18 protein-coding genes are annotated in these 17,075 nt (G+C 75.5%); 11 read left to right on the top strand and 7 right to left on the bottom strand.

The window, feature by feature from the left end:
• Positions 1–2,532 carry a DNA gyrase/topoisomerase IV subunit A gene (locus KDY119_RS09855; protein WP_153022260.1) on the bottom strand — a complete coding sequence of 844 codons (2,532 nt, stop codon included), beginning with the start codon at positions 2,530–2,532 and terminating at the stop codon, positions 1–3.
• Between the two features lie 60 nt (positions 2,533–2,592).
• Positions 2,593–3,054 (bottom strand): MarR family winged helix-turn-helix transcriptional regulator, encoded by a 462-nt coding sequence (locus KDY119_RS09850; RefSeq protein ID WP_051136522.1) that lies wholly within the window; start codon positions 3,052–3,054, stop codon positions 2,593–2,595.
• A gap of 87 nt (positions 3,055–3,141) precedes the next feature.
• Between KDY119_RS09850 and KDY119_RS09845 the strand changes: the two genes are divergently transcribed.
• The gene (locus KDY119_RS09845; RefSeq protein WP_036949987.1) at positions 3,142–3,513 is read left to right on the top strand and encodes a VOC family protein; all 372 of its coding nucleotides are present in this window, start codon (positions 3,142–3,144) and stop codon (positions 3,511–3,513) included.
• A 16-nt stretch (positions 3,514–3,529) separates the two neighbouring features.
• Here KDY119_RS09845 and map read toward each other — a convergent pair whose 3' ends face one another.
• Positions 3,530–4,300, bottom strand: coding sequence for a type I methionyl aminopeptidase (gene map / locus KDY119_RS09840; RefSeq protein WP_036949988.1), 771 nt, complete (start codon positions 4,298–4,300; stop codon positions 3,530–3,532).
• Between the two features lie 135 nt (positions 4,301–4,435).
• On the opposite strand from map, the gene KDY119_RS09835 reads away from it, so the two are divergent.
• The 4 genes from KDY119_RS09835 to KDY119_RS09820 all read left to right on the top strand — a co-directional run bounded on the left by KDY119_RS09835 (position 4,436) and on the right by KDY119_RS09820 (position 9,764).
• Positions 4,436–7,210 (top strand): GNAT family N-acetyltransferase, encoded by a 2,775-nt coding sequence (locus KDY119_RS09835; RefSeq protein WP_153022259.1) that lies wholly within the window; start codon positions 4,436–4,438, stop codon positions 7,208–7,210.
• Between the two features lie 84 nt (positions 7,211–7,294).
• Positions 7,295–7,876, top strand: coding sequence for a DUF5998 family protein (locus KDY119_RS09830; protein ID WP_036949991.1), 582 nt, complete (start codon positions 7,295–7,297; stop codon positions 7,874–7,876).
• A complete protein-coding gene (locus KDY119_RS09825; protein ID WP_153022258.1) occupies positions 7,876–9,105 on the top strand; it encodes an alkaline phosphatase family protein in 1,230 nt (409 codons plus the stop codon). Before KDY119_RS09830 ends, KDY119_RS09825 begins: the two co-directional genes overlap by 1 nt.
• Positions 9,106–9,119: 14 nt before the next feature.
• A complete protein-coding gene (locus KDY119_RS09820; protein WP_036949993.1) occupies positions 9,120–9,764 on the top strand; it encodes a thymidine kinase in 645 nt (214 codons plus the stop codon).
• A gap of 63 nt (positions 9,765–9,827) precedes the next feature.
• Here the strand turns inward: KDY119_RS09820 and sepH are convergent, their stop codons facing one another.
• On the bottom strand, positions 9,828–11,120 hold the full coding sequence (gene sepH, locus KDY119_RS09815; protein WP_153022257.1) for a septation protein SepH: 1,293 nt from the start codon (positions 11,118–11,120) through the stop codon (positions 9,828–9,830).
• Positions 11,121–11,300: 180 nt separating this feature from the next.
• Between sepH and KDY119_RS09810 the strand changes: the two genes are divergently transcribed.
• Both KDY119_RS09810 and KDY119_RS09805 read left to right on the top strand, forming a co-directional pair.
• Positions 11,301–11,963 carry a trimeric intracellular cation channel family protein gene (locus KDY119_RS09810; protein WP_153022256.1) on the top strand — a complete coding sequence of 221 codons (663 nt, stop codon included), beginning with the start codon at positions 11,301–11,303 and terminating at the stop codon, positions 11,961–11,963.
• A gap of 251 nt (positions 11,964–12,214) precedes the next feature.
• Positions 12,215–12,517, top strand: coding sequence for a DUF4193 domain-containing protein (locus KDY119_RS09805; RefSeq protein ID WP_036949994.1), 303 nt, complete (start codon positions 12,215–12,217; stop codon positions 12,515–12,517).
• Between the two features lie 46 nt (positions 12,518–12,563).
• Here KDY119_RS09805 and KDY119_RS09800 read toward each other — a convergent pair whose 3' ends face one another.
• A complete protein-coding gene (locus KDY119_RS09800) occupies positions 12,564–13,124 on the bottom strand; it encodes a DUF3093 domain-containing protein (protein ID WP_153022255.1) in 561 nt (186 codons plus the stop codon).
• Between the two features lie 98 nt (positions 13,125–13,222).
• Between KDY119_RS09800 and dut the strand changes: the two genes are divergently transcribed.
• From dut to KDY119_RS09780, 4 genes are all read left to right on the top strand, one after another.
• Positions 13,223–13,699 (top strand): dUTP diphosphatase, encoded by a 477-nt coding sequence (gene dut / locus KDY119_RS09795; protein ID WP_036949995.1) that lies wholly within the window; start codon positions 13,223–13,225, stop codon positions 13,697–13,699.
• 116 nt (positions 13,700–13,815) lie between these two features.
• Positions 13,816–14,559 (top strand): DUF3710 domain-containing protein, encoded by a 744-nt coding sequence (locus tag KDY119_RS09790; protein WP_036949996.1) that lies wholly within the window; start codon positions 13,816–13,818, stop codon positions 14,557–14,559.
• Positions 14,559–14,927: an OB-fold nucleic acid binding domain-containing protein gene (locus KDY119_RS09785; protein WP_036949997.1), complete on the top strand. Its 369-nt coding sequence runs from the start codon at positions 14,559–14,561 to the stop codon at positions 14,925–14,927. Before KDY119_RS09790 ends, KDY119_RS09785 begins: the two co-directional genes overlap by 1 nt.
• Positions 14,917–15,711, top strand: coding sequence for a DUF3159 domain-containing protein (locus KDY119_RS09780; protein WP_227994283.1), 795 nt, complete (start codon positions 14,917–14,919; stop codon positions 15,709–15,711). The genes KDY119_RS09785 and KDY119_RS09780 overlap by 11 nt, the downstream gene beginning before the upstream one ends.
• On the opposite strand, the gene KDY119_RS09775 is transcribed toward KDY119_RS09780, so the two are convergent.
• A complete protein-coding gene (locus KDY119_RS09775; protein WP_083890818.1) occupies positions 15,647–16,396 on the bottom strand; it encodes a potassium channel family protein in 750 nt (249 codons plus the stop codon). The two genes, KDY119_RS09780 and KDY119_RS09775, sit on opposite strands and share 65 nt — an antisense overlap.
• Entirely contained in the window at positions 16,396–17,055 is a 660-nt protein-coding gene (locus tag KDY119_RS09770) for a potassium channel family protein (protein WP_036950851.1), read from the bottom strand. Before KDY119_RS09770 ends, KDY119_RS09775 begins: the two co-directional genes overlap by 1 nt.
• Positions 17,056–17,075: the final 20 nt, after the last annotated feature.

Here is a 17,075-nt window from a genome sequence, read left to right as displayed (position 1 = left end):
TCAGCCCACCGCCGCGACGGGGGCGGCGAGGGGCTGCCCGGAGCCGTCGCGGCGCGCGTCGGGCGCGGGCAGGTCGAGCGGCTGCCCGCCCGACCCGACGGCGCGTGCGGGCGCGGCCCCGACCCACGCGAGGATGAGCGCGTCCTCGCCGCGCAGGAACCGCTGCGCGCGGACACCACCGGTGGCGCGCCCCTTGCCGGGGTAGAGCTCGAACGGGGTGACCTTCGCGGAGCCGGTCTGCGTGCCGGGCAGCGCGTCGGACGACCCGGCGACGGTCACGACGACGGCGCCCGCGAGCCCCTCGCTGCTGCCGTCGCCGTCGCGGACGTGCGCGGCCACGGTGCCGAAGAACACGACCTCGGCGCCGGCGGCGAGCTTGATGCCGGCCATGCCGCCGCCCGCCCGGCCTTGGGGTCGCACCGACGACGCGGCGAAGTGCAGGAGCGACGCGTCCGAGGACACGAACACGAGCTCGTCGCCGTCGGCGACGGCCGCCGCGCCCACGACCTCGTCGCCGTCCTTGAGCCCGATCACGTCGAACACGTCCTTGTTCGGGACGTCACCGGCCGCGACCCGCTTGACGACGCCGGCCTTGGTGCCGAGCGCGAGCGTCGGGGCGTCGGGGGCGAGCGCCACGAGCGCCAGGACCTTCTCGCCGGGCTCGAGGGCCGCGACCTCGGTCACGGGCACCCCGCCCGACAGGCTCGGCGCGCCCTGCGTCGGCGGGAGCGAGGGCAGGTCCAGCACGGACACCCGGACCACGCGACCCCGGTTGGTCACGGCCCCGACGTCGGCGCGCGCGGTGGCGCCCACCACGGACCGGATGACGTCGTGCGCGTGCCGGGCGCCCTCGCGGGACGGGGCCGCGTCGTCGGACGTGCGGGCGAGCAGGCCCGTGGCCGAGAGCAGGACGTGGCAGGGCGTGTCCGCGACCTCGAGGCTCAGCGCGGGCGCCTTCGCGCCGCGCCCGGTCCCGACGGCGGGTGCGACGCCGGTCGCCCCGCTCACCCCGGCCCCCGCGGAGTCGAGGAGGATGGTGCGCCGCGGCGTCCCGTACAGGCGGGCGACCTCGCCCATCTCGTCGCTGACCACGCCGCGCAGGCGCTGCTCGTCGGCGAGGATCGCCTCGAGCTCGTCGATCTCGCGCTTGAGCTCGTCCTGCTCCTTCTCGAGCTCGATCCGGCTGAACTTCGTCAGGCGGCGCAGCTGCAGGTCGAGGATGTAGGTGGCCTGCGGCTCGGACAGGTCGAAGACGTCCATGAGGCGCGCGCGGGCGATCCCGGCGTCCTCGGAGGAACGGATCACCTCGATGACCTCGTCGATGTCGACGATCGCGAGGAGCAGGCCCTCGACCAGGTGGAGGCGGTCGCGGCGCTTGCCGAGCCGGAACTGCGACCGGCGGCGCACGACGTCGATGCGGTGCCCGACCCACACGGTGAGCAGCTCGCGCAGGCCGAGTGTGCGGGGCTGGCCCTCGACGAGCGTCACGTTGTTGATGCCGAACGAGTCCTCCATCGGCGTGTGCCGGTAGAGCTGCTCGAGCACCGCGTCGGGGTTGAAGCCCGTCTTGACCTCGATCACGAGCCGCAGCCCGTGCTCGCGGTCCGTGAGGTCGGTGATCGCGGAGATGCCCTGGAGCTTCTTGGCCTGCACGCCCTCGCGGACCTTCTCGATCACGCGCTCCGGCCCGACCATGTACGGCAGCTCGGTCACCACGATCCCGCGCTTGCGGGGCGTGAGGGACTCGATCTTCGCGGTCGCGCGGGTCTTGAACGACCCGCGCCCCGTGCGGTACGCGTCGCGGATGCCCTCGAGCCCGACGATCTTGCCGCCCGTCGGCAGGTCCGGCCCGGGCACGAACCGCATGAGCGCCTCGAGGTCCGCGTCGGGGTGCGCCACGAGGTGCTGCGCCGCGGCCACGACCTCCACGAGGTTGTGCGGCGCCATGTTCGTGGCCATGCCGACGGCGATCCCGGACGCCCCGTTGACCAGCAGGTTCGGGATCGCGGCGGGCAGCACCTCGGGCTGCATGAGCTTGTTGTCGTAGTTCGGGACGAAGTCGACCTCGTCCTCGTCCAGGCCCGTCGTCATCGCGGTGGCCGGGGGAGCGGGGCGCGCCTCGGTGTACCGGGGGGCGGCGGGGCCGTCGTCGAGCGAGCCGAAGTTCCCGTGCCCGTCCACGAGCGGCAGGCGCAGCGCGAAGTCCTGCGCGAGGCGGACGAGCGCGTCGTAGATCGCGGTGTCGCCGTGCGGGTGGAGCTTGCCCATGACGTCGCCGACGACGCGCGCCGACTTCACGTACGAGCGGTCGGGGCGCAGGCCCATCTCCGACATCTGGAACAGGATGCGGCGCTGCACGGGCTTGAGGCCGTCGCGGGCGTCGGGCAGGGCCCGGGAGTAGATGACCGAGTACGCGTACTCGAGGTAGGACCCCTCCATCTCCGCCGAGACGTCGATGTCGACGATCTTCTCGACGAACGGCTCGGAGGGGTCGGGAGCGGCGCGGGAGCCGGAGCGGGACGAACGGGCCATGGGCGCCATTGTCGCGCACGCCACCCACGCTCCCGTGCACGGCCCGCCGGGGCGCGCGGGTCAGCCGCCTGCGGAGCCCTCGCCGGCGAGCAGCGCGTCCCGGCAGGTCACGAGGAGCGTCCGCAGGCGGGGGCGGTCGGCGGGGGAGAGCGGCGCGACCATGGCGTCGGCGACCTCCGCGACGGCTCCGCGTGCCCGGTCGACGACGTCGCGCCCCTGCGGCGTGAGGGTGGTCGTGCGCTCGCGGCGCGGCCCGGGGTCCGCGGAGCGTTCGACGAGGCCGCGTCCCTCGAGCCCCTGGAGGAGGACGTTCATGGACTGGCGCGAGACGAACGCACGCCTGGCGAGCTCGGAGCCGGTGCTGCCGGGGTCGTCCGCCAGCGCCTGGAGGCACGCGTACTGCGGCACGCGCAGCGCGAACGGGCGCAGCGCGTCGTCCATGCGCAGGTGGAGGACGGACTGGGTCTGCTTGACCAGCACGCCGAGCTCCTCGGCAGTGGTCGGGCCGTCAGGTCCGGGCATGTCAACAGTTTGACACATCGGTGACGCGAGTGTCAGTGTATTGACACTGGCTCGGCCGCCCCGGCCGCCCCCACGAGAGGAGCCGTCATGACGACGACAGGACCCGACTTCGTCTCCCTCCAGGTCAGGGACCTCGCGGCGTCGGCGCGCTTCTACGAGGAGACGGTCGGCCTGACCCGGCTGCCCGCGACCAACCCGGGCGCCGTCGTCTTCGCGTCCGGGTCGGGCGTCGCGTTCGCCGTCCGCGAGCCGTTCCCGGGGGTCGACCTCGACGCGCTCGGCACGCTGGGAGCGGGCGTCGGCCTCTGGTTCCACGCCCCGGACGTGGACGGCCTGCACGGGCGCCTGGTCGACGCCGGCGTGCCCGTGGTGCAGGAGCCGGCCGAAGGCCCGTTCGGGCTCCAGCTCGCGTTCCGCGACCCCGACGGCTACGTGATCACCGTCCACTCGCGCGCCTGAGGACCGTCGCGCGCGGCTACGGCCGCAGCGTGAGGATCCGGGCGCCGTCGTCGGTGATCGCGACGGTGTGCTCGCTGTGCGCGGTCCGGGCGCCGGTCGCGCTGCGCAGGGTCCAGCCGTCGGCGTCGGTCACGAGCTCGTCGGTGTCCGCCATGACCCACGGCTCGATCGCGAGCAGCAGCCCCGGCCGCAGCGTGTACCCGCGCCCGGGGCGCCCCGCGTTCGCGATGTGCGGGTCCTGGTGCATCGTCGAGCCGACCCCGTGCCCCCCGAACTGCGTGTTCACCGAGTACCCGGCGTCCGTCAGCACGGCGCCGATCGCGTGCGACAGGTCCCCGACCTTCGCGCCCGGCCGGGCCGCGGCGATCCCCGCGGCGAGCGCGCGCTCGGTCGCGTCGATCATCGCCAGGTCCTCGGGGTGCGCGTCCTGCCCGACGACGAAGCTCACCGCCGAGTCCGCGACGATCCGGTGCAGGGACACCGCCAGGTCGAGGGTGAGCAGGTCGCCGTCGGCGAGCGCGTAGTCGCGGGGGAGCCCGTGCAGCACCGCGTCGTTGACGGACGTGCAGATGTAGTGCCCGAACGGCCCGCTGCCGAACGACGGCGCGTAGTCGACGTAGCAGGACACGGCGCCGGCGTCGTCGATCAGCTCCTTGGTCCACCGGTCGATCTCGAGCAGGTTGGTGCCGACCCGGCACCGGTCACGAACGGTCTGCAGGATGCGGCCGACGAGCGCGCCGGCGTCCTGGGCGCGCTCCAGCTCGACGGGGCTGAGGATCTCGATCACGGGCGGCACCTCGCAGGTCGGGGGGGACGGACACCCCAGTCTCTCGCGTGGCGGGGTGTCCGACGGCATCCCGCCACCGGAACCGGTGTGCGCTCCCTCACGGCGAGGACGCAGCACCCGTTCTAGGCTTCCGGTGTGAGCGAGCCCGCCGCCCCGCCCTACCCGGAGGAATGGGAGGCCGACGTCGTCCTGCGGGACGGGACGACCGCGCACGTGCGCCCGATCCGCCCCTCCGACGCCGACGCCCTCCAACGCTTCCACGTCGGCCAGTCGCAGCGGTCCGTGTACCTCCGCTTCTTCGCCGCGATGGAGCGCCTGTCCGACCGGGACCTGCGCCGGTTCACGCACGTCGACCACCATGACCGGGTCGCCCTCATCGCGGTCGCCTCCACGCCCACCGGCGGCGGCAACCCCGCGGACGACGCCCCCGACGGCGACGACAGCCCGCTCGGCGAGGAGATCATCGGCGTCGCCCGCTTCGACCGCACCGCCCCCCACGAGGCCGAGGTCGCGTTCAACATCGCCGACGCCCACCAGGGCCGCGGCCTCGGGTCCGTCCTCCTCGAGCACATCGCCGCCGCCGCCCGCGAGCGCGGCGTCGAACGCTTCACCGCCGACGTCCTGCCCCAGAACGGCCGCATGCTCGCCGTCTTCCGTGAGGCCGGGTACGACGTCTCCCAGCGCGTCGACGACGGCGTCGTGTCCGTGAGCGTCGACCTCGACCCCACCGAGCGGTCGCGCGAGGTCATGGCCGACCGGGAACGACGCGCCGAGGCCCGCTCGATGCAGACCCTCCTCGACGCGCACGCCGTGCTCGTGGTCACGTCACCCGCCCTGCCCGCCGACGCCGTCGAGCGCCGCTTCGCCGACGCCGTCGTCACCGGGGCGCTCGCGGGCCCGGGGGACGCGACGTTCGACGTCGTCGGGACGGGCCGGGAGGCGGGGGAGGCGCTGCCGGGCGTCGCGTTCCACGACCGCCTCGAGACGGCGACCGGGCCGTACGACCTGGCGGTGCTCGCCCTCGCGCCCGAGCAGGTGCTCGCGATCGTGCCCGCCCTGGCGCGGCGCGGCGTGCGGGGGCTCGTGGTGCTGTCCGGGGGGTTCGCGGAGCTCGGCCCGGACGGGCTGGTGCGTCAGCTCGAGCTCGTGCGCCGCGCGCACACGGCGGGGATGCGCGTGATCGGCCCCGCCTCCTACGGGCTGCTGCGCCGCACGCCGGGCTACCGGATCGACGTGTCCCTCGCGACCGACCCGCCCCCCGACGGCACCGTCGGCCTGTTCTGCCAGTCCGCGCCGACCGCGGTCACGCTCCTCGCGACGGTGCGCCGGCGCGGGCTCGGGGTCTCCACGTTCCTGTCCGCGGGCAACCGCGCGGACGTGTCGGGCAACGACATGATGCAGTTCTGGTCCGAGGACCCGTCGACGGCGGTCGCGTGCCTGTCCCTCGAGTCGATCGGCAACCCGCGCAAGTTCTCCCGGATCGCGCGCCGCCTCGCGTCGGCGAAGCCCGTGGTCGTGGTCGCTGCCGGGCAGTCCGGGGGCTTCGCACCGCCCGGGCACGCGGTGCGCCGCGGGCACGTCCCGCGCCGCGCGCTCGAGGAGATCATGCGCCAGGCCGGGGTGATCCGCGCCGACAACACCCACCAGATGGTCGACCTCGCGCAGCTCCTCGCCCACCAGCCCCTGCCGGCCGGGCGCCGGGTCGGGATCGTCGGGAGCTCGCCGTCGCTGGTCTCCGCCGTCGCCGACGCCGCCGAGGCCGCCGGGCTCGTCGTCGCGTGCCGGGCCTCCGTCGAGCGCGAGGACGCGAGCCCCGACCGGATCCGCGCCGCCCTCGACGTCGTGTTCGCCGACGGCGCCTGCGACGTCGTCGTCGCCGTCAACGTCCCCACCGTCCGGGTGGACCTCGCCTGGCTCGCCGGGGAGCTCGCGGCGCGCGCGGCGGCGTCGGGCCGGCCCACGCTCGTCAGCGCCGTCGGCTTCCACGGGCTCACCGACGCCTTCACCCACACCACGCCCGACGGCGTCACCCACCGCGTGCCCGCCTACTCCACCCCCGAGGACGCCGTGTGGGCCGTCGCGGCCGTCGCCCGGTACGCGCGCTGGCGTGCGGAGGACCACGGCACCCACGTCGCCTACCCGGACGCCGACCGGGACGCCGCGCGCGACATCGTCGAGTCCGCCGCCCCGGGTCCGCTGCCCGCGCCCGACCTCGCGCGCCTGCTCGCCTGCTACGGCGTCACCCTCTGGCCCGCCACCCCCGTCGAGGACGCCGACGAGGCCGTCGCCGCCGCCCGCGCGCTCGGCTACCCCGTGGCCCTCAAGGCGACCAGCGAGGCGCTGCGCCACCGCGCCGACCTCGGCGGCGTGCGGCTCGACGTCACCAGCGACGACGAGGTCCGCGCCGGCCTGCACACCCTGCGCGCGACCATCCTCGACAACCTCGGCCCCGGCGCCTTCGCCGAGGGCCGACCCCCGTTCGAGGTCCAGCGGATGGCCGAGGCCGGCGTCGCGTGCGTCGTGCGCAGCGGCGAGGACCCCCTCTACGGGCCCGTGGTGTCCTTCGGACTGTCCGGGGACGCCGTCGACCTCCTCGGCGACATCGCCTACGGCGTCCCGCCCCTCACCGACGTCGACGTCGCCGCCATGATCCGGCGGGTCCGCGCCGCACCCCGCCTCTTCGGGTACCGCGGCGCCCCCGGCGTCGACGTCACCGCGCTCGAGGACCTCGTCGGGCGGGTGTCCGTGCTCGCCGACGACCTGCCCGAGATCGCGAGCCTCGAGCTCGCCCCCGTCGTCGTCGCCCCCCACGGGCTCGCCGTCCTCGGGGCCCGCGCCACCCTCGCCCCGCCCCGCCGCGTCGACGCCCTGCGCCGCGCCCTGCCCATGCTCTCCGGGCCCGCCACGTAGCCGGTCACCGCGCCTCCCTCGCGAGGTACCCCGCGCGGAGGACCACTTCGGTGACGGGTCGACCCGCGGTGCGAGAATGACCGGGTGCCGCAGCCCGCCACCTCACCCCGAACCGACCTCACCGCCCAGCTCGTCCGGGCCGGCTACTACCCGCAGCTCGTCGACGACGTCGTCGACGTCGCCGTGGCCGACGAGGACCTCGTCGCCCACCTCGTCCACGCCGAGACCACGTTCGACGGCGAGGAGATCCGCCGCCACGTCACCGTCCTCGCGCTCACCCCCACCCGGTTCGTCACCGTCCACGTCGACGACCACCCCGCCGACTCCGAGCACCCCGCCGCCAGCGCCGTCGCAACCTCCGACGCCGTCCCCCTGCGCTCGGTCAGCTCCGTCTCCCTCACCCACGTCGTCGCCCGCCCCGACACCCACCGCGCCGGCCAGGCCCCCGCCGAGCTCACCCTCGCGATCGGCTGGGGCGGCGTCCAGCGCGTCGACCTCGAACCCGCCCAGTGCGCCGACCCGACCTGCGAGGCCGACCACGGCCTCACCGGCCAGCTCCTGCCCGACGACCTCGTCGTCCGCGTCAGCGCCGAGGCCGACGGCGCCAAGGCCGTCCAGCGCGCCGCCCGGTTCGCCCGCGTCCTGTCCGCCGCGACCGCCCGCTGATGGCCGACCTCCTCCCCGTCCTCGCGGCCCTCGCCGACACGTCCGCCGACGTCCCGCGCGACGTCGCGCCCGACACCCTCGTGACGCCGTCGTACGGGGGAGCGAGCATCGACGCCGTCCTGCCCGGCGTGCTCGGCGCCCTCGCCGGGTCCGGTGCAGGCGACTGCGCCGGCGCCGACCCCGCCGCGACCGCCCGGCTCGGCCTGCCCGCCGCGACCCGCGCATGCGTCGTCCTCGTCGACGGGCTCGGCTGGGAGAACCTGCGCGAACGCGCCGGGCACGCCTCGTTCCTGCGCCCCCGCCTCAGCGACCCGGCCGCCGCCCGGCCCCTGACCACCACCTACCCCTCGACCACCGCCGCCGCGATCGGCACCTTCGGCACCGGCGCCCCACCCGGACGCACCGCCATGCTCGGCTACACCGTCCGCAACCCCGCCACGGGCGACCTCGCGACCCTCGTGTCCTGGGAGGGCGCCCCCGACCCCCGCACCTGGCAGCGCGAGACCCCGCTCCTCGAGACCGCGGCCACCGGCGGACTGCCCGTCACGTCCGTCGGCCCCGCCCGCTTCGCCGGCTCCGGCATGACCCTCGCCGCCCTGCGCGGCGGCACCTACCAGGGCGCCGAGGCGCTCGCGGACCGGGTCCGGGTCGCCGCCCGGGCCCTGCGCTCGCCCGGACTCGTCTACCTGTACTGGGGCGACGTCGACAAGGTGGGCCACCACGAGGGTTGGCGGTCGGCCGCGTGGGGGCACGCGCTCGAGGAGCTCGACGCGGGACTGTCGCTGCTCGCGCGGTCGCTGCCCGCGGGGACGCTGCTCGTCGTCACCGCGGACCACGGGATGGTCGACGTCGACCCCGCCGTCCGCTGGGACGTCGCGACCGACCCGGTGCTCCGGGCGGACGTGGCGCTCGTGGGGGGCGAGCCCCGCGCGAGCCACCTGTACCTCGAGCCCGGCGCCGACGCGCGGGCGGTCGCCGCCCGCTGGTCCGCGCACCTGGGCGACGCCGCTCTCGTGGGCGTGCGCGACGACGTCGTCCCCGCCGGCCTGTTCGGGGACGTCGCCCCGCACGCGCTGCCCGTGATCGGGGACGTGGTCGTCGCCGCGACGGGCCGCGCGAGCATCGTCGACTCGCGCACCCAGACGCCCGCGAGCCTCACGCTCGTCGGGATGCACGGGTCGCTCACGCCCGCCGAGATGCGGATCCCGCTCGTCGTCCACCTGACCTGAGAGGACCACCACCCGTGGCCGAGCTCGTCTTCTTCAGCGGCACCATGGACTCCGGCAAGTCCACCCTCGCGCTGCAGACCCACCACAACCACGCCTCACGTGGACGGCACGGGCTGCTGTTCACGCGCAACGACCGTGCCGGGCAGGCGCGCCTGTCCTCCCGGCTCGGGCTCGAGGTCGACGCGGACGAGGTCGACGACGCCACCGACTTCTGGGCCGTCGTGTCCGACGCGCGGTCCCGGACCGGGCACGTGGACTACCTGGTGTGCGACGAGGCCCAGTTCTACGCGCCCGAGCAGGTCGAGCAGCTCGCCCGGCTCGTCGACGAGGCCGGGATCGACGTGTACGCGTTCGGGATCCTCGCGGACTTCCGCACCCGCCTGTTCCCCGGGTCGGCGCGCCTGGTCGAGCTCGCCGACCGCGTCGAGACCCTCCAGGTCCCGGCGCTGTGCTGGTGCGGGGCGCGCGCCACGCACAACGCGCGCACCGTGGACGGACGGATGGTCGTGGAGGGCGAGCAGGTCGTCGTCGGCGACGTGGACGCCTCGGCGGGGACGGTCGCGTACGAGGTCCTGTGCCGACGCCACCACGCGCGCCGCATGACGCTCGCGGCGGCGTCGGCCCGCTCGGGCCCGGGCGACACCCTCGACCTCGCCTGAGTCCCGGCCGCCCGCCCCGCGAAGCAGGCCGCGAGGAGGCCTGCTCCGCGACGGGGGGGGAGGTCAGGCGTCGGTGCGGGAGCCGAACATGATCTCGTCCCACGACGGCATCTTGGCGCGCTGCTTGCGCGACGACGGCTTGCGCTCCGTGCCGCGGCCGGCGCCCGCCGGCGCCAGGTCGGGTCCGTCCTCGGAGCCGCAACCCGCGCGTGCGGCGCCCGCGTCCCGGTCCTCGCCGTCCGGGGCGCGGTCACCGGGGTGGTCCGGGCGGGGCTCGTCGGCCGGCGCCGGGTCGAGGTCGACCCCGTCGACGTCGTCGTCGAGGTGCGCGTCCTGGGCGGGGAAGGGGAGCGCGACGACGTCCGCGACGCTCATCCGGTCGGCGACGGACACGCGGTCGTGGCCGTGCCGCTGGCGCTTCCCGCGACGGCCTCGGCGGTCGCCGTGGTCGTCGCGGCCTGCGGCGGCGTCGGGCTCGCCGCCCGAGTCGTCCGCGGGCTCCGCGTGGCCGGACGGGCCGTCGTGCGCGTCGTCAGGGTGGCCCGGTCGGTCCGCCCGCGAGCCGGCGGGGTGCGGCTCGTCGCGCAGGGGCCCGAAGCCCTCGAAGTCGTCCTCGACGGTGTCCGGGGCGCGTGTGCCCCGCCTGCGCCCCAGGTCGTCGAGCAGCGCGTCCGTCGTCGCGGCGTCCCGGGGGTGGCGCGGGTCCCGCCCGCGCTCCAGCAGGCCGTCCACCGCGGACAGCACGGGTCGCACGGCCGACCGGACGTCGTCGTCGCCCACGCCGACCGGGCCGCCGACCTCGTCCTCGGACAGCCACCGGGCCTCGTCGTCCAGGGCCCGGACCTCGCGCGAGGACGCGTCGTACGCCCACGTCGCCGTCCGGTCCCGCCCGCCCGCGGCGAACCGGGCCGTGGCCCGCCATGTTCCCGACGCGTCGCGCGCGGCGTCCCACGCCACCGAGTCCGCGTCGACGTCCCGGGACGCCAGCCGGTCGGCGACGAGGTCGGAGAGCGTCGGGGCGTCCGTGTCGCCGATCCTCGTGGCGCGCACCCGGTCGACCACGTGCTCGCGCTCGGCGAGCACGGGGCCCTCGTACCGGCGCACGTGCTCGACCGGCACCCCGGCCTCCGCGGCCACCTCCTCGGCGCTCGCGCCCGCACGGATCCGGGCCTGGATCTCGCGTACCGGCAGGGTGCCCGGCGACGAGGCGCGCAGCTGCTCGAGCTGGGGCCGGTCCCGGCGCACCGCAGCCCGCAACGTGTCGTCGATGCGCACGGTGTACCGCTCGCCCATAGGGCCGGCGAGGACGAGACTCTCCCCGTCCTCGTGCAGTCCCACCAGGTTCAGCTCGTTCATCACGCCTCCCGTCAGCCACGACCGTACTAGGCTCGCGCGCCCAGACCCGGCTTCCGTCCCCCCGAGCGTGCCACCTGGAGCCCGGGACCCGGCGCAGGCGCCCCGGTGTGCCGCGAGTCGGCGCTGCCCACCTCCTCGCCCCGCTCGCCCCTGGGAGCCGTGCGCTGGGATGATCGGGACGTGACCGTCGTCCTGCACGCCGAGCCGGCCCTGGAGGTCGCGGGCGTCTTCTTCGCGGCCCTGTCCGGCGGGCTGTCCGCGGTGCGCAAGCACCTCGACGTCTTCGGCGTCCTCGTCCTCGCGGGGACGACGGGGCTCGGGGGCGGCATGCTCCGCGACGTCCTGATCGGCGCGACCCCGCCGGTCGGGATCACCGACCCCGTGCTCGTGGCCACGGCGCTCCTGTCGGGCGTCGCGATCTGGTTCTTCCATCCCGGCATCGCCCGGATGCGCCGCGGCGTGGTCGTCCTCGACGCGGGCGCGCTGGGGCTGTTCGTCATCGTCGGGACCACCAAGGGCCTGCAGTACGACGCCGGGATGCTCGCTTCCGTGATCGTCGGGACCCTCACCGGCATCGGGGGCGGCGTGCTGCGCGACGTCCTCACGGGGGAGGTCCCGCTCGTCCTGCAGGACCGCCAGCTCTACGCCGTGCCCGCCCTCCTGGGGGCCGGGGCGACGGTGCTGCTGTGGCACGAGGGCTGGCTCGCGGCGTGGTCGGCGACCCTCGTCGCGCTCGGGGTGATCGCTTTCCGGCTGCTGTCGCTGTGGCGGGGCTGGGTGCTGCCCGACGCCGCGCAGGCCGCGTGGCCGGGTCCGTGGAACGGCGGTCGCCGGTCCCGGTGACGCGCGGCGCCACCGCCGCCGTCACCGTTCTGACCTGCGACGATACGGTTCTGCGGGTGAAGTCCGCCACAGTAGGAGCCCTGCACGCTGTTCCGGGCTGCGAGGCGTCACCGCATGGTGTTGAATCACCCTTCGCGAACCGGGAATGAAACCGGTCGCGCGTGCATTGAACGCGCAGTGCCGAACGGGTCGGTGACCCCCGACCGTCAGGCACGCAACGTCCGACGAACGACCGGAGTGTGACCCCACCGATGGCAACTGACTACGACGCCCCGCGCAAGACCGACGACGACATGTCCGAGGACTCCCTCGAGGAGCTGAAGGCGCGCCGGTCCGACAAGAGCTCGGGGGTTGTGGACGAGGACGAGACCGAGGCCGCGGAGGGCTTCGAGCTTCCGGGCGCCGACCTGTCCGGCGAGGAGCTGTCCGTCCGGGTCCTGCCCCAGCAGGCGAACGAGTTCACGTGCTCGCGCTGCTTCCTCGTGCACCACCGCTCCCAGCTCGCGTACACCACGAAGGACGGCCAGCCCGTCTGCACGGAGTGCGCCGCCTGACCTCCCGCCGGGCCCGCGGGCCTCGCGAGCGACCGGACAACGGCCGTCACCCCTCGGGGGTGGCGGCCGTTCCCCGTTCCACGGCCTCGTCCGCCGGGGTCCGGTCGGCGGGGACCGCAGCGGCGGCGCCCGCCGCGCGCAGGGCGGCCTCGAGGTCGGCGGGCCGGCGGGTGCCGACGAGCCAGCCGGGGGTGGGGTCCTCGGGGTCGACGACGCGGACGGCGACCGCGGCCCGCAGCCAGGGGCGCAGGCACGCGTAGGTCCGCGCGTCGGACCCGGGGCCGAGCTCGGTGCGCAGGCCGGCGGCGTCGAGGGCGCGGGGGTCGGCGAGCAGCGCGACCGGGATGCGGGCGCGACCGGCCCACAGCCAGGGCGCGCCGTCGGGGCCGGGTCCGACGGCGACCACCGGCGAGGACGTCCACAGGAGCACGGCCAGGACGACGGCGGCGACGGCGCCCACGATCAGGGACGCGGTGACGGAGATCAGCCAGAGCGTGATCCCGAGGACGAACCCGACGCACACCGCGCCGACGACCCACGCGGGCCCGGGGTGGAGCCGCTCGCGGAACGTGGCGGAGACGGCGGCCTGGGGTGAGGGTTCGGGCATGGCACCAGGATGCCATCCGCGCCGGGGAGCCCCGGCGCGTCGCCGTGCCCGGGCCGCGCGTGGACCGGGCCGCCCGCGAGCAACTAGGCTCACGCCTCGTGTCCAGCTCCGAGGTGACCGACGTCCTGCTGCAGCGTCTCGACGACGGCGTCCCCCTGCCCTCCTACGCGCACCCGGGGGACGCGGGCGCCGACCTCGTGACCACGGTGGACGTCGAGCTCGGTCCGGGGGAGCGGACGCTGGTGCCCACGGGGATCGCGATCGCGCTCCCGGACGGGTACGCGGCGTTCGTGCACCCGCGCTCGGGCCTCGCGACCCGGCACGGCCTGACGGTCGTCAACGCGCCCGGCACCGTCGACGCGGGGTACCGCGGCGAGATCAAGGTCACGCTGCTCAACACGGACCGCTCCGAGCCGGTCGTGCTGCGCCGGGGCGACCGGATCGCCCAGCTCGTGGTCCAGAAGGTCGAGCGGGTCCGGTTCGTGGAGGCCGAGCGTCTGCCCGGGTCGCACCGCGGCGACGGCGGCTTCGGGTCCTCGGGGGGCTTCGGCGGCGGGCAGACCGCGGCGCCCTGAGCGGGGTGCCCGAACGGGCCACCCGAGCCCGCCGCCCTCAGGCGGCGGGGCTACTGTGGAAGGCGGGACGCGGGCGATCCTCGCGCGCGCCCGACGGTACTGACGAGGAGATCAACGTGGGGCTTTTCCGACGGGCCACGGCCGACGAGCGCCGGGAGGACCGCGAGAGCGCCCTGGCGCGCGAGGACGAGGGTCTCGCTCAGGACGGCGACGGCGGGCAGCCGCGCACGTCCGGCCCGTTCGACGTCGCGGAGATCGAGGACACGTCGGGTCGTCTCGACCTGGGCGGCCTGCTGGTGCCCGGCGTGCCGGGGATGCGGCTGCGCCTCGAGCAGGACCGCCGCACCCAGAAGTTCACCGGGGTGGCGTGCACGGTCGAGGGCTCGGTGCTGCAGGTGCAGGCGTTCGCCGCGCCTCGCACCCAGGGGATCTGGGACGAGATCCGTGAGGAGATCGCGTCGTCGGTGCAGCAGCAGGGTGGCGCCGCGGACGACGTCCCCGGCCCGTTCGGGCGCGAGCTGCTGGCCCGCCTCCCCGTCGCGGGCGCGGACGGGCGCACGGGCTTCCGCCCGGCGCGCTTCCTCGGCGTCGACGGGCCGCGCTGGTTCCTGCGGGGTGTGATCACCGGCCGCGCCGCGGTCGAGCCGGAGGCGGCGACGACGCTGGAGTTCGTGTTCGCGAACACCGTGGTGGTGCGCGGCGACCAGGCCCGCCCGCCGCGCGACGTCCTCGAACTGACCCCGCCCGCCCAGCCCGACGCGAACGACGCGTCGGAGGACGGCGCCGGGGGTCACGCGCAGCCGCCGGCCGGGGGCTTCAACCCGCTCGAGCGCGGACCCGAGATCACGGAGATCCGCTGATGGGCATGCGCACCGCGCTCAAGGACGCCCTGGCGTCGCGGGACGAGATCGCGGCGGACGAGGAGCGCGACGAGGCGCGCCGCCAGTCCGGCTGCTCGGCGATCGGGTCGCTGCCGGACCGTCGCCGCGTCCAGGTCTCGGGCGTGGTCCGGTCGGTGACGCTGCGGCCCCGCGAGGGCGTGCCGGCGTTCGCGGCGGAGCTGTTCGACGGCACGGGCTCGCTCGACCTGGTCTGGCTGGGCCGGCGCCGGATCGCCGGGATCGAGCCGGGGGCGCGGCTGCGGGCCGAGGGCCTCGTGAGCACGCCCGGCGGACGGCCGACCGTGTTCAACCCGCGCTACGAGCTGCGCGCGCGTCATGGTGAGTGACGCCGACGGCGTGGCCGCGGGCGAGGTCGAGGCCACGGACGACGGCGCGGACGCTCGCGGGGTGCGTGCTCTCGCGTCCGACGACTTCTCCGTCCTGGACTCGGTGGGCGGGGTGCGGGGCCTGGTGGAGTCGATGCTCCCGGGCCTGGTGTTCGTGGTCGTGTACGTGCTCACGAGCGACCTCACGGCGACCCTGTGGGCGTCGGTCGCGGTCGCGGTGCTCCTGGTGGTGGCGCGGCTGGTCGCACGGACCCCACCGGTGCACGCGCTCGGCGGGCTCGTCGGGGTGGGGATCGGTGTCCTGTGGGCGGCGACGTCGCACCGGGCGGAGAACTACTACGCGGTGGGTCTGCTGACCAACGCCGCGTACCTCGTGGGGTGCCTGGTCACGATCCTCGTGCGTTGGCCCGCGGTGGGTGTGGTCGTGGAGCTGCTGCGCTCCGGCATGGGCGGGGCGACGCTCGCGGGTGGCAAGGCGCCCGCACGTCCGACGTCCGCCGAGGTCGAGGCCGCGCAGGAGGCCCAGGAGCCGCTGCGCCCCACCTTCCCGACGGCGTGGCGCGCCGACCGTGAGCTGGTGCGCCGCTACGCGTGGGCGACGTGGGTCTGGGTCGCGATGTTCGGGCTGCGCCTGGCGGTCCAGGTCCCCCTGTACCTGGACCACTCCGTCGGCTGGCTGGGCACGGCCCGCCTCGTGATGGGGCTGCCCCTGTGGGGCCTCACGCTGTGGGTGACGTGGATCCTGATCCCGCACCGGGCGCGGCAGGTAGCCGCACCGGCCTGAGCTCCCCGCCGTCGGCGAGCTCCCCGTCCGGGGCGAGGAGACGCTGCAGCGCGTCCTCGTCGACCTCCGCGCCTGCCACGAACAGCAGCTCGTCGCCCGTCTCGAGGGTGTCGTCGGGGCTGGGTGCGAGGGGCCGGGGGCCGCGCACGATCGCGGCGAGGACGACGTCGTCGGGCCAGGGGACGGACCCGACCCGGCGCCCGGCGAGCGGGGAGTCCTCGGGCAGGGTGAGCTCGAGGATGTCCGCGCCGGACTGGTGGAACGTGAAGATCCGCACGAGGTCGCCGACGGCGACGGCCTCCTCGACCATGGCCGTCATGATGCGCGGGGTCGACACGGCGACGTCCACGCCCCACGACTCGTCGAACATCCACTCGTTGCGCGGGTTGTTCACGCGCGCCACCGTGCGCGGGACCCCGTACTCGGTCTTCGCGAGCAGGGACACCACGAGGTTGGCCTTGTCGTCGCCCGTGGCCGCGACGATGACGTCGCACTCGTCCACGCGCGCCTGGGTGAGGGTCGGCAGCTCGCACGCGTCCGCGAGGAGCCAGTCCGCGTCCGGGACCTGGGAGACCCGCATCGCGGACGGCTGCCGGTCGACGAGCGTCACCTCGTGCCCGTGGCCCAGCAGCTCGCGGGCGATCGAGCGCCCGACCGAGCCCGCTCCGGCGATCACGACCCGCATCAGCCCTCACGCTCCTCGGTCTTCGGGGCCCGGGTGAGCACGCGCTCGACCCGGTCCACGTCGTCGCTGCGCACCAGCAGGTGCAGCACGTCGTTCTCCTGCAGCACCGACTCCTCGCCGGGCAGCACCCCGTCCCCGTACCGGGACAGGTACGCCACGCGGGTGGAGGTGGCGTGCTGGATCGCGGCCATCGTCGTGCCGATCCACCCCGGGTGGTAGTCGAGCTGGCACAGCCGCACCTGCCCGGACGGGTCCCGGTACTCGTCGGTCGCCCCCAGGGGCAGCATGCGGCGCAGCACCTGGTCGCTCGTCCACCGGACCGTCGCGACCGTCGGGATGCCGAGGCGCTGGTAGATCTCCGCCCGGTGCGGGTCGTAGATGCGGGCCACGACGTTCTCCACGCCGTACGTCTCGCGCACCACGCGCGCCGCGAGGATGTTCGAGTTGTCGCCGTCGGACACGGCCGCGAACCCGTACGCGTCCTCGATGCCGGCCTGGACCAGGGTGTCGCGGTCGAACCCGACTCCCGTGACCTTCTTCCCGTCGAACTCGGCGGGCAGGCGTCGGAACGACTCGGGGTTCTGGTCGACGACGGCGACCGAGTGGCCGCTCGCCTCGAGCGACTGGGCGAGCGTGGCGCCGACGCGCCCGCAGCCCATGATCACGAAGTGCACGACGC

The sequence above is a fragment of the Luteimicrobium xylanilyticum genome, assembly GCF_009429125.1.
Taxonomy (GTDB): Bacteria; Actinomycetota; Actinomycetes; order Actinomycetales; family Cellulomonadaceae; genus Luteimicrobium; species Luteimicrobium xylanilyticum.
This window is presented reverse-complemented; position numbering and strand designations above follow the sequence as displayed.

Coding starts and splice junctions, on each gene's coding strand:
- KDY119_RS09855 (WP_153022260.1), bottom strand. CDS start 2,532: ATGGCCCGTTCGTCCCGCTCCGGCTCCCGCGCCGCTCCCGACCCCTCC.
- KDY119_RS09850 (WP_051136522.1), bottom strand. CDS start 3,054: ATGCCCGGACCTGACGGCCCGACCACTGCCGAGGAGCTCGGCGTGCTG.
- KDY119_RS09845 (WP_036949987.1), top strand. CDS start 3,142: ATGACGACGACAGGACCCGACTTCGTCTCCCTCCAGGTCAGGGACCTC.
- KDY119_RS09825 (WP_153022258.1), top strand. CDS start 7,876: ATGGCCGACCTCCTCCCCGTCCTCGCGGCCCTCGCCGACACGTCCGCC.
- sepH (WP_153022257.1), bottom strand. CDS start 11,120: ATGAACGAGCTGAACCTGGTGGGACTGCACGAGGACGGGGAGAGTCTC.
- KDY119_RS09805 (WP_036949994.1), top strand. CDS start 12,215: ATGGCAACTGACTACGACGCCCCGCGCAAGACCGACGACGACATGTCC.
- KDY119_RS09800 (WP_153022255.1), bottom strand. CDS start 13,124: ATGCCCGAACCCTCACCCCAGGCCGCCGTCTCCGCCACGTTCCGCGAG.
- KDY119_RS09785 (WP_036949997.1), top strand. CDS start 14,559: ATGGGCATGCGCACCGCGCTCAAGGACGCCCTGGCGTCGCGGGACGAG.
- KDY119_RS09780 (WP_227994283.1), top strand. CDS start 14,917: ATGGTGAGTGACGCCGACGGCGTGGCCGCGGGCGAGGTCGAGGCCACG.
- KDY119_RS09775 (WP_083890818.1), bottom strand. CDS start 16,396: ATGCGGGTCGTGATCGCCGGAGCGGGCTCGGTCGGGCGCTCGATCGCC.
- KDY119_RS09770 (WP_036950851.1), bottom strand. CDS start 17,055: ATGGGCTGCGGGCGCGTCGGCGCCACGCTCGCCCAGTCGCTCGAGGCG.